13 protein-coding genes are annotated in these 14,558 nt (G+C 65.6%); 6 read left to right on the top strand and 7 right to left on the bottom strand.

What is annotated here, in order from left to right:
* Window positions 1–7: 7 nt before the first annotated feature.
* Together hmpA and L5014_RS14145 are read right to left on the bottom strand one after the other, a co-directional pair.
* The gene (gene hmpA, locus L5014_RS14150) at window positions 8–1,213 is read right to left on the bottom strand and encodes an NO-inducible flavohemoprotein (protein ID WP_238464364.1); all 1,206 of its coding nucleotides are present in this window, start codon (window positions 1,211–1,213) and stop codon (window positions 8–10) included.
* 177 nt (window positions 1,214–1,390) lie between these two features.
* The gene (locus L5014_RS14145; RefSeq protein ID WP_238464363.1) at window positions 1,391–2,005 is read right to left on the bottom strand and encodes a cob(I)yrinic acid a,c-diamide adenosyltransferase; all 615 of its coding nucleotides are present in this window, start codon (window positions 2,003–2,005) and stop codon (window positions 1,391–1,393) included.
* 180 nt (window positions 2,006–2,185) lie between these two features.
* Between L5014_RS14145 and L5014_RS14140 the strand changes: the two genes are divergently transcribed.
* The 6 genes from L5014_RS14140 (at window position 2,186) to proC (ending at window position 9,550) form a co-directional block, all read left to right on the top strand.
* A complete protein-coding gene (locus L5014_RS14140; protein WP_420800065.1) occupies window positions 2,186–3,610 on the top strand; it encodes an FAD-binding oxidoreductase in 1,425 nt (474 codons plus the stop codon).
* Window positions 3,611–3,757: 147 nt separating this feature from the next.
* Complete coding sequence (locus L5014_RS14135) at window positions 3,758–5,263, top strand: FAD-linked oxidase C-terminal domain-containing protein (RefSeq protein WP_238464362.1); 1,506 nt, start codon at window positions 3,758–3,760, stop codon at window positions 5,261–5,263.
* A 195-nt stretch (window positions 5,264–5,458) separates the two neighbouring features.
* On the top strand, window positions 5,459–6,547 hold the full coding sequence (glcE, locus tag L5014_RS14130) for a glycolate oxidase subunit GlcE (protein WP_238464400.1): 1,089 nt from the start codon (window positions 5,459–5,461) through the stop codon (window positions 6,545–6,547).
* 18 nt (window positions 6,548–6,565) lie between these two features.
* Window positions 6,566–7,795 (top strand): glycolate oxidase subunit GlcF, encoded by a 1,230-nt coding sequence (gene glcF / locus L5014_RS14125; RefSeq protein WP_238464361.1) that lies wholly within the window; start codon window positions 6,566–6,568, stop codon window positions 7,793–7,795.
* 218 nt (window positions 7,796–8,013) lie between these two features.
* A complete protein-coding gene (locus tag L5014_RS14120; RefSeq protein WP_238464399.1) occupies window positions 8,014–8,712 on the top strand; it encodes a YggS family pyridoxal phosphate-dependent enzyme in 699 nt (232 codons plus the stop codon).
* 22 nt (window positions 8,713–8,734) lie between these two features.
* Complete coding sequence (gene proC, locus L5014_RS14115) at window positions 8,735–9,550, top strand: pyrroline-5-carboxylate reductase (RefSeq protein WP_238464360.1); 816 nt, start codon at window positions 8,735–8,737, stop codon at window positions 9,548–9,550.
* A 129-nt stretch (window positions 9,551–9,679) separates the two neighbouring features.
* On the opposite strand, the gene ubiA is transcribed toward proC, so the two are convergent.
* The 5 genes from ubiA to L5014_RS14090 all read right to left on the bottom strand — a co-directional run bounded on the left by ubiA (window position 9,680) and on the right by L5014_RS14090 (window position 14,410).
* Entirely contained in the window at window positions 9,680–10,543 is an 864-nt protein-coding gene (ubiA, locus tag L5014_RS14110) for a 4-hydroxybenzoate octaprenyltransferase (RefSeq protein WP_238464359.1), read from the bottom strand.
* 192 nt (window positions 10,544–10,735) lie between these two features.
* Complete coding sequence (locus L5014_RS14105; RefSeq protein ID WP_238464358.1) at window positions 10,736–11,224, bottom strand: Dps family protein; 489 nt, start codon at window positions 11,222–11,224, stop codon at window positions 10,736–10,738.
* 38 nt (window positions 11,225–11,262) lie between these two features.
* A complete protein-coding gene (locus tag L5014_RS14100; RefSeq protein WP_238464357.1) occupies window positions 11,263–11,448 on the bottom strand; it encodes a hypothetical protein in 186 nt (61 codons plus the stop codon).
* 76 nt (window positions 11,449–11,524) lie between these two features.
* A complete protein-coding gene (locus tag L5014_RS14095) occupies window positions 11,525–12,985 on the bottom strand; it encodes a catalase (RefSeq protein ID WP_238464356.1) in 1,461 nt (486 codons plus the stop codon).
* Between the two features lie 465 nt (window positions 12,986–13,450).
* Window positions 13,451–14,410 carry a hydrogen peroxide-inducible genes activator gene (locus tag L5014_RS14090; RefSeq protein ID WP_238464355.1) on the bottom strand — a complete coding sequence of 320 codons (960 nt, stop codon included), beginning with the start codon at window positions 14,408–14,410 and terminating at the stop codon, window positions 13,451–13,453.
* Between the last annotated feature and the right edge of the window lie 148 nt (window positions 14,411–14,558).

The following is a 14,558-nucleotide window of genomic DNA, read 5'->3' as shown; positions in this document are numbered from 1 at the left end:
CCTGACCTCAATCGAGCATGCCCGAGCCGAAGATTTCCGTGTGGATGCGTGCAGGATCCACGCCGCGCTCGACGAGCGCGTCGCGCTGCGCGCGCATGAACGCGACCGGGCCGCAGACGTAGTAGTCGGCATCCGGCAGGATTGCGTCGGCGGCAATGCGATCGAGATCAACGCGACCTTCGAAGTCGTAGTCAACGCCCACGCGGTCGTACGCGCCCACTTCCTCGTAGAACACCACGCACTTGACGTTCGGATGCTCGGCCGAGTTATGGCGCAGCCAGCTTTGGAACGCATGTACGCGCTTGTCGCGGCAAGCATGCACAAAGGTCACCTTGCGCTCGCTGCGCTCGGCCATCAACGTGGCGAGCATCGACACCATCGGCGTGATGCCCACGCCGCCACTCATCAGCACGACCGGCGTGGTCTTCTTGCGATCGAGCTTGAATTCGCCCATCGGCGCGCTCACGTGCACGACCGCGCCCTCTTCCACACCGGCATGCATCAGGTTCGAGACGTGGCCCGGCTCCACTCCGCCGCGGCCGTCTTCACGCTTGACCGAGATGCGCAGCCAGCGACCGTGCGGCGCGTCGGAGAGGCTGTACTGGCGCGGCTGATCGACGCCCAGCTTGTCGACATAGCGCGTCACGCTCACGTACTGGCCCGGCTCGAAGCCGCCGGCCGGCGCGCCGTCGGCGGGCGCGAGATAGAACGAGGTGATTTCGTCGCTTTCGATGTGCTTGCGCATCACCTTGAACGGACGGAAGCCGCTCCACGGCGCCGCTTCATAGAGCTTCGCCTCCGCACCGATCATGATGTTCGCGAGTTGCTCGTAGGCAACCGCCCAGGCATCGAGCGTGGGTTGATCGACGGCTTCGCCGAGCACGTCCACCACGGCACCCAGCAAGTGACGGCCGACGATCGGATAGTGCTCCGGACGGATGTTCAGGCTCGCGTGCTTGTTCGCGATGTGCGAGACCGCGCCGCCGAGCGCGCCGAGGTTGTCGATATTCGCCGCGTATGCGTAGACCGCGCGGGCGAGCGTTTCGGGCTGGCTGCCGCTCTTCTGGTGCGTCTGGTTGAAGATGTTCTTCAGTTCCGGATGCGCCTTGAACATCCGCTTGTAGAAGTGCTTCGTGATGGTAGCGCCATGTTCGGCGAAAACGGGCGCGGTGGCCTTGACGCGGGCGATCTGGTCAGCGGTGAGCGCAGTCATTGCGGCTTCTCCTTGTTAAACATGCAGATACGATACATGTTTAAAGAGACACGCCGGCCAGGCATTTTGTCGCACCCCAGCATTTTCCTGAATTGTCCTGATTGCGGACGACGAGCGGGATCGGTGGCCGGATTTGCAGGCCGCGCGCTGTTCTTCAGCCGCTTCGCTTCGATCCCTTTATTCTTCCGAGCCAGTGTCGGGCAATCCATTTGTTGCACCGCGGTCGTGGCGCCAGAGCACATCGGCACCGCCTGCCGCGCGGTTGAGCACGCGCGCGAACACGAACATCAGGTCGGAGAGCCGGTTCACGTAGCGGCGCGGCATTTGCACGAGCGGCGCGTCGGATGGACTCGCCGCACGGGCCTCCTGCTCGGCGCCGAGCGCCACGATCAGGCGCTCCGCGCGCCGGCACACGGTGCGGCAAACATGCGCGAGCGCCGCCGCGCGCGAGCCGCCTGGCAGGATGAACTCCTTGAGCGGCGGCAGCGTGGCGTTGTACTCGGCAAGCCAGCCGTCGAGGCGCGCGAGGTGCGCGTCCGTGACGATGGCGTGTCCTGGCATGCACAACTCGCCGCCCAGGTCGAACAGGTCGTGCTGGATCGCCGTGAGCGCGGCGCGCACGTCGTCGGGCAGCGTCTCGCACAGCAGCACGCCGATGTGCGAATTCAGTTCGTCGACCTCGCCGATCGCGGCGATGCGCGTGTCGTCCTTGCGCACGCGGCTGCCGTCGCCGAGGCCCGTCGTGCCGTCGTCGCCGGTGCGCGTGGCGATCTTGCTCAGGCGGTTGCCCATGATGTGTCTCTCCGAATAGCAAACAGGTGGAATGGCCATTGTCGCGCGCGAAAGCCGGGCGTGTCCCGCGTGCCCCGGGGCCGATTCCCGAACGCGTCGCAGGCGGCAGGACGCGCTAGCGAACCTTGAGCGTAAAATGAAACGCGCTGAATATTACGTTCAAACGAAGGAGACCCCCGCGTGAACCACCCCGCGCCGCTGGCCCGTACGTCCGTTCCTCGCCGCCCGTTCCCCACCGATCTCCTCGACACACTGCGCAGCGCGTTCGGCGAACGCGTCTCCACGTCCGAAGCCGTACGCACCCATCATGGCCGCGACGAATCGCCGTTCGACCCGCAACTGCCCGACGCCGTCGTCTTCGCGCATAACACCGAAGAGATCCAGTCCATCGTGAAACTGTGCGCGCAATATGGCGTGCCGATCATTCCGTATGGCAACGGCTCGTCGCTCGAAGGCCATCTGCTCGCGGTCCAGGGCGGCGTCTCGATCGACCTCTCGCAGATGAACCGCGTGCTGTCGATCAACGCCGAAGACCTCACCGTCACCGTCGAGCCCGGCATCTCGCGCAAGGCATTGAATGAAGCGCTGCGCGACACCGGCCTCTTCTTCCCGATCGACCCGGGCGCGGACGCGAGCATCGGCGGCATGTCGGCAACGCGCGCCTCCGGCACCAACGCCGTGCGCTACGGCACGATGCGCGAGAACGTGCTCGGCCTCACCGCCGTGCTCGCGGACGGCCGCGTCGTCAAGACCGGCACGCGCGCGCGCAAGTCGTCGGCGGGGTACGACCTCACGCGTCTTTTCGTAGGCTCCGAAGGCACGCTCGGCGTGATCACCGAAATCACGCTGCGGCTCTATCCGCAGCCCGAAGCGGTGTCCGCGGCGGTGTGCGCGTTCGGGTCGATGGCCGAGGCCGTGCGCACGGTCATCGAGACGATCCAGATGGGCGTGCCGATCGCGCGCGTGGAATTCATCGATTCGCTCGCGGTGCGCGCGATCAATCGTCATTCGAATCTGACGCTGCGCGAAAAGCACACGCTCTTCTTCGAGTTCCATGGCACCGAAGCCGGCGTGGCAGAGCAGGCGCAGCTCGTGCAGGAGCTGGCCGCGCAAAACGGCGGCGAAGGTTTCGAATGGGCCACGCGCCCCGAAGACCGCAACCGCCTGTGGAACGCGCGCCACAGCGCCTACTTCGCGATGCTGCAGCTCAAGCCCGGCTGCCGCGCCGTGACGACGGACGTCTGCGTGCCGATCTCGCGCCTCGCCGAATGCGTGGTGGAGACCGAGGCCGACCTCAAGGCTTCGCCGCTGCCCTGCCCGATCGTGGGCCACGTGGGCGACGGCAATTTCCACGTCGCGATCCTCATCGATCCGGACAAGCCCGAGGAAATCGAGGAAGCCGAACGCCTGAACCACCGCATCGTGCAGCGCGCGATCCGGATGGACGGCACCTGCACGGGCGAGCACGGCGTGGGGCTGCACAAGATGGACTTCCTCGTGGAGGAGCACGGCGCCGATACGATCGACACGATGCGCGCCATCAAGCACGCACTCGATCCGCACAATCTGATGAACCCCGGCAAGATTTTCAGTTGGGCGGTGTAGTCCCGAACGCCTGGGTTTGACCGCCCCGATCGAACCCGGGCAAGCTACGTGGGGTGCAACGGCCCGGGCAAACAATATGCGGACCGTAATCAGCCATATCCCGACAACGAACGGGCAACAATCATCCTGCATGGGACCGGAGGAGACATGAACGCACCGGAGGCGAGTTTGCCTGAGCTCACGCCGGAAGTCCTCGCGCAACGGCAGCGCGAAGTGGTTCAGGCGTTGATGGCGGTGCTGCCCGCGCACTGCCTGCTGCATCGGGAAGAAGACACGGTCGCCTATGATTGCGACGGGCTCGCGGCCTACCGGCGGCTGCCGCTTGCTGTGGCGCTGCCGGAAACGGAGTCGCAGGTGCAGCGCATCGTGCAGATCTGCCGGCGCCTGGACGTGCCGATCGTGCCGCGCGGCGCGGGCACGGGCCTCTCGGGCGGCGCCATGCCGATCCGCCACGGCATCGTGCTTTCCCTCGCGCGCTTCAAGCGCATTCTCGAAGTCGACCCCTACGCGCGCACGGCCACCGTGCAGCCCGGCGTGCGCAACCTCGCGGTGTCCGAGGCGGCCGCGCCTTACGGCCTCTATTACGCGCCCGACCCGTCGTCGCAGATCGCCTGCACGATCGGCGGCAACGTCTCCGAGAATTCGGGCGGCGTGCATTGCCTCAAGTACGGCCTCACCGTGCACAACGTGCTGCGCGTGCGCGCGGTGACGATGGACGCCGAGATCGTCGAGTTCGGCTCGCTCGGCCCCGATGCGCCGGGCCTCGATCTGCTCGCGGTGATGATCGGCAGCGAGGGCATGTTCGCCATCGTCACCGAGGTCACGGTCAAGCTGATTCCGCGCCCGCAGACGGCGCAGGTGATCATGGCGAGCTTCGACGACGTCGTGAAAGGCGGCGACGCGGTGGCGGGCATCATCGCCGCGGGCATCATTCCCGCAGGCCTCGAGATGATGGACAAGCCCGCCACGCGCGCGGTGGAAGAGTTCGTCAACGCGGGCTACGACCTCGACGCCGCTGCGATCCTGCTGTGCGAATCCGACGGCACGCCCGAAGAAGTCGCCGAGGAAATCGCCCGCATGACCGTCGTGCTGCGCGAGAACGGCGCAACGCGCATCCAGATCTCGCGCACCGAAGAAGAACGGCTGCGTTTCTGGTCGGGCCGCAAGAACGCGTTTCCGGCGGCGGGCCGCATTTCGCCCGACTATTACTGCATGGACGGCACCGTGCCGCGCCGCGCGATCGGACCGCTGCTTGCGCGCATCCACGAGATGGAGGCGCAATACCGGCTGCGCTGCATCAACGTGTTCCATGCGGGCGACGGCAACATGCACCCGCTCATTCTCTTCAACGGCAACGATCTCGACGAGTGGCACCGCGCCGAGGCGTTCGGCTCGGACATCCTCGAAACCTGCGTGGAGCTGGGCGGCACGGTCACGGGCGAGCACGGCGTGGGCATCGAGAAGATCAATTCGATGTGCGTGCAGTTCTCGCGCGAGGAGCGCGACGCTTTTCACGCCGTGAAGCATGCCTTCGACCCGGCCGGCCTGCTCAACCCCGACAAGGGCATCCCCACGCGGGCGCGCTGCGCCGAATACGGCAGGATGCACGTGCGCGGGAATCTGCTGCCGCATCCGGATCTGCCGCGCTTTTAAACCGCGCTTTAAACCGCGCTTCCAACCCGCATTGCCGGGTTCCGCCTGGGTTCCGCTCGCGCGCCGCGAGCCGGCGCGCGTCGGTGCGCATCGCGGGAACGTCCCGCGCCACCATGCGGGCCTGCCCCGGGTTGCCAGAGTGAGGCGCGTCAGTACAATCGAACGAACCACAACGACAAACACGCCATGGAAATCATGGAAGAGGACGACATCGTCACGGTCTGGTCCGAGCGCATTCGCTCGGCGAGCGCAGACGGGCGCACGCTGCGCATACGCGGCGGCGGCACGAAGGACTGGTATGGCCAGACGCTCGAGGGCGAGGTTCTCGACACGCGCGCGCACCGGGGCATCGTTTCTTACGACCCGGCCGAACTCGTCATCACGGCGCGCGCCGGCACGCCGCTGCTCGAGATCGAACATGCGCTCGCGGCGCACGGCCAGATGCTCCCCTTCGAGCCGCCCCACTTCGGCCCCCAAACCACGTTCGGCGGCTGCATTGCCGCGGGCATTGCCGGGCCGCGCCGCGCGAGTGCGGGCTCCGCGCGCGACTTCGTGCTGGGCGCGGTCGTCATGAACGGCCACGGCGAGGTGCTGCATTTTGGCGGCCAGGTCGTGAAGAATGTGGCGGGATACGACGTCTCGCGCCTGATGGCGGGCTCGCTCGGCACGCTCGGCCTGATTCTCGAGCTTTCGGTGAAAGTGCTGCCCGTCCCACAGGCGGAAACCACGCTCAAGTTCGACATGAACGGCACGGACGCCGTGCGCAAGCTCAACGAATGGGGCGGCCACCCTTTGCCGATGACGGCCAGCGCCTGGCGCAACGGCACGCTCGCCGTGCGGCTCGCGGGCGCGGAGGCGAGCGTGAAGGCCGCGCGCACCTCGCTGGGCGGCGAAGTCGTGGATGCTGTGGAAGCGGAACGCTTCTGGGCGGGACTGCGCGAGCAGACCGACCCGTTCTTCGCCTCGATTGCACCCGGTGCCGCGCTGTGGCGCCTCGCATTGCCCTCGATTGCCGAGCCGTTGCAGTTGCCGGGCGCGCAACTGATGGAATGGGGCGGCGCGCAACGCTGGTGGATCACCGAAACCGACGCGCAAACCGTGCGCATCAGCGCGAAGCAGGCCGGCGGTCATGCCACGATGTTCCGCACCGGCCACGACTACGACCGCAGCGCCGGGGTGTTCACGCCCCTGCCCGCGCCGCTCATGAAAATCCACCGTGGCCTGAAGGCCGCGTTCGACCCGGCCCGCATCTTCAATCGCGGGCGCCTCTATTCCGACTTCTGACAAGACCTTCACGCGGCAATGCAGACGAACCTCGCGGACTTCATTCGCAACACTCCCGACGGCGACGAAGCCGACGCGGTCCTGCGCAAGTGCGTGCACTGCGGCTTCTGTACCGCGACCTGCCCGACCTACCAGTTGCTCGGCGACGAGCTGGACGGCCCTCGCGGGCGCATCTATCTGATGAAACAGATGGTGGAAGGCGCCCCGGTGACGAAGAGCACGCTCACGCACCTGGACCGCTGCCTGACCTGCCGCAGTTGTGAGACCACCTGCCCATCCGGCGTGCAATACGGCCGGCTTGTGGAAGTGGGCCGCAAGCATGCCGAGCAGATGGTGTCGCGCCCGTTGCGCCAGCGCCTCACGCGCCGCTTCCTTGCAAGCTTCCTGCCGCAACGCATGCTGTTTTCGCCAGTCATGCGCGTGGCCCAGCAGATGCGCACGCTGCTGCCGCGACGCCTGCGCGACAAGGTGCCGGTACGCCAGCGTCCGCTCGCCTGGCCCACCACGAAGCACCCGCGCAAGATGCTCATGCTCGCGGGCTGCGTGCAGCCTTCGATGATGCCGAACATCAACGCGGCCACGGCGCGCGTGCTCGACGCACTCGGCATCGAAACCGTGGTGGCGCAGCAGGCCGGCTGCTGCGGCGCGATCCGCCTGCACCTGGGTTACGTGGACGAAGCGCTCGACGACGTGCGCGCGAACATCGACGCCTGGTGGCCCTACGTCGAGCAAGGCGTGGAGGCAATCGTCATGAACGCCTCGGGGTGCGGCGCGACGGTCAAGGAATACGCACACCTGCTGCGCAACGACCCGGCCTATGCGGAGAAGGCGCAGCGCATTACCGAGCTCACGCGCGATCTTTCGGAGATCCTGCCCGCGTTCCAGGACCAGCTCATCGCGGCCACGCGCCGGCGCGGCATTCAGACCGTGGCGTATCACCCGCCCTGCACGCTGCAGCACGGCCAGCAACTGCGCGGCGGCGTGGAGAAGGTGCTCGCCGCGCTCGGGCTGGACGTGCGCCTGCCCGTGGACAGCCACCTGTGCTGCGGCTCCGCCGGAACCTATTCGATCACGCAGCCGCGACTGTCCTACACGCTGCGCAACCAGAAGGTGGACCGGCTCAAGGCGCTGGAGCCGCAACTGATCGTTTCGGCGAACATCGGCTGCATCGCGCACCTGCAAAGCGGCACGACCATTCCGGTCACGCACTGGATCGAGCTCGTGGAACATATGCTGGCGGCCAACTGAGGGCGTTTTGCTGAGTTTCGGTGATGAACCAGCGTAGCGAAGCGCCGCTTTCACCAACAGTCGGCCATACGGCGTAGGACTTTCGGCGAACCGCATGCCGGATTTCGAGCGCCGGACGCGCTCCGCATAGTCCGTATAATTGCCCTTTCGCACCAGTGCACCACTACGGCCGCGGGACGCGCGCAAGCGCGGCAATTCCGCGGCCGGCCTCCATGTCGATGACCGATTTCGCCCCCAATCTCGAAGCCGTCCGCCAGCGCATCGCCGCCGCTGCGCGCAATGCGGGCCGCGCGCCGGAATCCGTCGCGCTGCTCGCGGTATCGAAAACCTTCCCCGCGCAAGATGTGCGCGCCGCGCACGCAGCGGGACAGCGCGCTTTCGGCGAGAACTACGTGCAGGAAGCCGTGGACAAGATCGAGGCGCTCGCCGACCTGCGTGCGAGTCTCGAATGGCATTTCATCGGACCATTGCAATCGAACAAGACGCGCCTCGTGGCGGTGCGTTTCGACTGGGTGCATTCCGTCGACCGTCTCAAGATCGCGCAGCGCCTTTCCGAGCAGCGCCCGGCCGGCATGGCGCCGCTCAACGTCTGCCTGCAGGTGAACGTGAGCGGCGAGGCGACCAAGAGCGGCGTGGCGCCCCAGGAAGCCGCGCAGGTCGCGCATGCGATCGCCGCTTTGCCGAACCTGCGTCTGCGTGGACTCATGTCGATTCCCGAGCCCGAAGGCACGCTCGACGCGCAGCGCGCGCCGCACCGGCAGTTGCGCGAACTCTTCGAGTCACTGCGCGCCGACGGCCTCGCGCTCGACACGCTATCGATGGGCATGTCGGCGGACCTTGAAGCCGCCGTGCTCGAAGGCGCGACCATCGTGCGCGTCGGCACCGCCATCTTCGGCGCGCGCGATTACTCCCACTGATCCACTGACGCACTCCATCACCATGAAAATTGCCTTCATCGGCGGCGGCAACATGGCCGCTGCAATCATCGGCGGCTTGATCCGCAAGGGCGTCTCCGCCAGCGACCTGTACGCGATCGACCCCAACGAAGACGCACGCAAGCGCAACACGGATCAGTTCGGCATCCGTACCGGTGAGGCCGCCGACGCCGCGCTCGCCGCATACGACGCGGTCCTGCTCGCGGTAAAGCCGCAGATCGCCAAGGCGGTCGCACAATCGCTCGCGCCGCATCTGGGCGCGCATCAGGTCGTGATCAGCATCATGGCGGGCATCCGTATCGAGGACCTCTCGCGCTGGCTGGGCGGCCACTCGCGCGTCGTGCGCACGATGCCCAATACGCCCGCGCTGATCGGCATGGGCGCAACGGGTCTCTGCGCCGGCAGCGGCGTCGACGCGGCGGGCCGCGAACTGGCGTCGAACGTGCTCGGCGCGGTCAGCCAGACGGTCTGGTTCGACGACGAAAGCAAGATCGACGCCGTCACGGCCATCTCGGGCAGCGGCCCGGCCTATGTGTTCTATTTCATCGAAGCGCTCGAAGAAGCCGCCCGTCAGCTCGGCATGGACGAGCAGCAAGGCCGCGCGCTCGCCATCGCAACCTTCACGGGCGCGGCTCAGCTCGCGCTGCAGTCGGACGAGCCGCCCGCGGTGCTGCGCGAGCGCGTGACGTCCAAGGGCGGCACCACCGCCGCAGCGCTCGCCTCGTTCGACGCATCGGCCATCAAGGACGCGATCGTGCGCGGCGCGCTGGCCGCCGATGCGCGCGCGAAGGAGATGGGCGCGGAGTTCGGCAAGCAGTGATGCGGTGCGGCCCGGTAGCCGGAGCCAGCCGCAAGCCCTGTTCGCGATGCCCGTGTAGCCGCATCGCACCCGTAAAAAAAGCGCCCAAAGGCGCTTTTTTTACGTCAGTTCCAGGCGAGACCGGATCGCTTACATGCCCGCAGCGGCGTAGTGCGCCGCAATCCCGACGAAGAGCGCACCGCCCAGCCAGTTGTTGTGGCGGAACGCCGCGAAGCACGGCATGCGCTCGCGGCCCTTGATCAGCGTGTAGTGATAGATCGCGCAGCCCACCGCCGCCGCCCAGCCCAGCCAGTACAGCGCGCCGAAATGCAGCGTCAGGCCCACCCAGACGTAGATGCCGAGCGTGGCCGCATAGCAGAGCATGATCGCCAGCACGTCGAAGCGGCCGAACGTGAGCGCCGACGTGCGGATGCCGATCTTGATGTCGTCGTCGCGGTCGACCATCGCGTATTCGGTGTCGTAAGCGACCGACCAGAACACGTTCGCGACAAGCATGATCCACGCGAGCATCGGCACATGGTCCTGGATGGCGGCGAACGCCATCGGAATGCCAAAGCCGAACGCGATGCCCAGATACGCCTGAGGAATCGCGAAAAAGCGCTTCGTGAACGGATACGAGCCCGCCACGAACAACGCGACCACCGAAAGCTGCTTGGTCAGCGCATTGAGCGGCAGGATCAGCAGGAACGAGACGAACGCGAGCACGACTGCAATCGCCACCGCTTCCCATGCGCGGATGCGGCCCGAGGTGATGGGGCGCTCGGCCGTGCGCTTCACGTGGCGATCGAAGTCGCGATCGGCGTAATCGTTGATCGCGCAGCCCGCCGAGCGCATGAGCACCGTGCCCACCGTGAAGATGACGAGCAAGGAAAACGACGGATGGCCATTCGAGGCGATCCACAGCGCGTTGAGCGTCGGCCACAGCAGCAGCAGGCTGCCGATCGGCTTGTCCATGCGGACGAGCCGCAGATAGAGCGGAAGTCGGGCGAACATGATGGGAGCGGGAAAAACGATGCCGCTATTGTAGGCGAGAGCAGCAATGCCCCGCCGCCGGCTCATCATCGTCGCGCGCCGAAATTCGGGCGCGATGAGTGCAGACGATAGCCGGCACGATAGACGGGCACAAACGGCACGCCACGACCCGCGCCGTTATCGTTTCGCTATTGCTCCGTTACCGCTCCGAAATCAAGCCAGCATCGAGCGCAGCATCCACGCCGTCTTCTCGTGTGTCTGCATGCGTTGCGTGAGCAGATCGGCGGTGGGCTCGTCGTGGGCGGCTTCCGTCGCCGGGAAGATCGCGCGCGCGGTGCGCACCACGGCCTCCTGGCCTTCCACGAGCTGGCGAATCATCTCTTCGGCGGCCGGCACGCCGTCGGCTTCCGGAATCGACGAGAGCTTCGCGAAATCCTTGTAGCTGCCCGGCGCATGCACGCCCAGTGCGCGGATACGCTCGGCGATAGCGTCCACCGCCAGCGCCAGTTCGTTGTACTGCGTCTCGAACATCAGATGGAGCGTGTTGAACATCGGCCCCGTGACGTTCCAGTGGAAATTGTGCGTTTTCAGATACAGCGTGTAGGTGTCCGCGAGCAGGCGCGAAAGCCCTTGCGCGATCTTCTCGCGATCCTTGTCGCCGATACCGATGTTCACGTGCTGCACAGCAGGCTTCCTGGCCATGAGAACTCCTTTTTGTAGCGATGAGACTGCGTTCGGGCTCAATGGCCCATCAAGGGCATCAGGTGTGCGAGCCCTTGCGTGGCGAGCGCCACGAAGCCGCTCGCCACGATCGCGAAGCCCACCGCGCGGCGCACCGCCTGCGTACCCTCGGTGCGAGTACGCGCCATCGCGGCCCCGCGGCCCGGGCCCACGGTCTTGAGTGTCATCGTCATCGTCCTGGTCATGATCGTGCTCCTGCAATGTCTTGCCTGCGGGCGGCGCAGTGCCCTCAAAGCGGCACTGCGCCGCTGACTTCGTGGCCTACTTCGTGGCTTGCTTCTGCGCCTCGTCGAGCGCGGCAATCGCCGCGATCACGCCTTGCGCATACGCCGGATCGGCACGGCGAAAATGCTCGATCTGCCGCTGCACGATCTCGTCTGGCACGCCTGCGATGGCTCGCGCGATATTGGCGAAGAGCCGTTCGCGCTGGCCTGCATCGAACAGGCGGAACAACGCGCCCGGTTGGCTGTAGTAATCGTCGTCCTCGCGGTGATCGTAGTGATCGACCGCACCCGCCGCGAGCGCCGGCTCGCCGGCCTGCGGACGCTGCGCGAAGTCGCCCGTGCGGCTCGGCTCGTAGTTCACGGCGCCGCCGAGGTTGCCGTCGGTGCGCAGCGCGCCGTCACGGTGAAACGAGTGGAACGGGCAGCGCGGCGCATTCACCGGAATCTGATGATGGTTCACGCCGAGGCGATAGCGCTGCGTGTCGCCATACGAGAACAAGCGGCCCTGCAACAGACGGTCCGGAGAGAAGCCGATGCCCGGCACCACGTTCGCAGGCGTAAAGGCGGCCTGCTCGACATCGGCGAAATAGTTCTCCGGATTGCGGTTCAGCTCGATCGTGCCCACGTCGATCAACGGGTAATCCTTGTGCGGCCACACCTTCGTGATGTCGAACGGGTTGTACGGCACCTTGGCGGCATCGGCCTCGGGCATCACCTGAATGCGGAAATGCCACTTCGGGAAGTTGCCCTTCTCGATCTCGTTGTAGAGATCGCGCTGCGCCGATTCGCGGTCCTGCGCCACCACCTGCGCCGCTTGCGCATCGGTGTAGTTCTCCACGCCCTGCGCCGACTTGAAGTGGAACTTCACGTAGAAGCGCTCGTTGTTCGCGTTGATGAACGAAAACGTGTGCGAGCCGAAGCCGTGCTGCTGCCGATGGTTCTTCGGAATGCCGCGGTCGCTCATGACGATCGTGACCTGATGCAGCGACTCCGGATGACGCGACCAGAAGTCCCACGCCGCGACGTTGCTGCGCAAGTTCGTGCGCGGATCGCGCTTTTGCGTGTGGATGAAGTCCGGGAACTTGAGCGGATCGCGGATGAAGAACACCGGCGTGTTGTTGCCGACCACGTCCCAGTTGCCCTCTTCCGTGTAGAACTTGATCGAGAAGCCGCGCACGTCGCGCTCGGCGTCGGCGGCGCCACGCTCGCCCGCCACCGTCGAAAAGCGCATGAAGAGCGGCGTTTGCTTGCCGACTTCGCTAAAAACCTTGGCCTTCGTGTACTGCGAGATGTCGTGCGTGACCTTGAGCGTGCCGAACGCGCCCGAACCCTTCGCATGCACGCGGCGCTCGGGAATCACTTCGCGGTCGAAGTGCGCGAGCTTTTCGATCAGCCACACGTCCTGCAGCATGACCGGGCCGCGCGGGCCGGCGGTGAGCGAGTTCTGGTTATCGACGACGGGTGCGCCTGCTGCGGAGGTAAGGGTACGGTCTGTCATTCTGGACTCCTGATAAGAATGGGGGTCGGTCCGGCTAAATGGCCTTTAAAACCGGCCTTCAAAAACGGCCTTCAATGCAGGGATGCCGGCGAGCGCGCCAGCGCTTGCCGTCAGGCGGAGAGCGCCCGGTCGACGAGCAACGAAAACGCGACGGTGCGCAGGCCGGCGATGGCGCTCGCCGGAGTGGTCGGGGCAGCGGTGTTCGGAACGTTGGTTTGCATCGCTTTCTCCAGTTCGTCTCGGTTTGGATCAGTGAGACGAACTGTATCAAGCGCTATTGATATTTGAAATTTGATTTATTTAATCTATCGAATAGGCGCAACTTATTGGGGACGCAAGATCGACGACGCAGAGGGAAAAGGCTAAGCGGGCGAACGCCGCACAGCGGGAGGGAATGCACCGCGCGCACCAACCGCGCGGTGCGGTAGAACTTCAAGCTAACTTCAAGCCAACTTCAAGCGAACCTCAGGCCGCCTCGGCGGGCAACTCGACCCGCTTCACGCCAGGCAACTCGCAGGCGTGAATCGCGTCGACGATCGCCTCGATCGCCGGCATGCGCGTAAAGCTCTTGCGCCATGCAAGCACGACGCGGCGATCCGGCACCGGCTCGTCGAACGGCACATACGAGAGCAGCCCCGAATCCGCGCCGCCTGCATGGGGTTTGACTTCGGTGACCGACATGCGCGGCAGCACCGTGATGCCCACGCCGCTCGCCACCATATGGCGGATCGTCTCCAGCGACGAGCCTTCGAACGTCTTCTGGATGCCGTCGGCGTTCTGCGAAAAGCGCATCAACTCGGGGCAGACGCCCAGCACGTGATCGCGGAAGCAATGGCCGCTGCCGAGCAGCAGCATGGTTTCCTGCTTGAGGTCGTCCGGGTCGATCTTCTCGCGCTGCTCCCACGCATGGCCCGACGGCAGCGCGACCACGAACGGCTCGTCGTAGAGCGCGCGCATCGTGAGGCCGGTTTCGGGAAACGGCAGCGCCATGATTGCCACGTCGATCTCGCCCTGCTTGAGCAACTCGATCAGCTTGAGCGTGTAGTTCTCCTGCAGCATCAGCGGCATCTGCGGGACGCGCTTGATCATCTGCTTGACGAGCGTGGGCAGCAGGTACGGCCCGATCGTGTAGATCACGCCCAGACGTAGCGGCCCGACGAGCGGGTCTTTGCCCTGCTTGGCGATTTCCTTGATTGCGAGCGTCTGCTCGAGCACGCGCTGCGCCTGCGTCACGATCTGCTCGCCGATAGGCGTCACGCTGACCTCACTCGTGCCGCGCTCGAAAATCTGCACGTTCAGCTCGTCTTCGAGCTTCTTGATCGCGACCGACAGGGTCGGCTGGCTCACGAAGCACGCCTCGGCCGCCCGTCCGAAGTGGCGCTCGCGGGCGACCGCAACGATGTATTTCAATTCAGTGAGCGTCATTTCTTTGGGGACCAATCAAAAGAGGTGAATCAATAGTTTGTACTTATACACCTATGGCGGTGATTCGCCAATAATCAACACCCCTATGCGGGGCGGGATCAGATGAATGGTCAGACGGCGCGGCGCTGCGCAGGTTCCGCACGGGTTC

Origin of the sequence: Paraburkholderia tagetis, from assembly GCF_022213065.1 — a bacterium.
Classification (GTDB): Bacteria; Pseudomonadota; Gammaproteobacteria; order Burkholderiales; family Burkholderiaceae; genus Paraburkholderia; species Paraburkholderia tagetis.
Note: the sequence above shows the minus strand (reverse complement) of the source record. Positions and strands in the feature narration are given on the sequence as shown.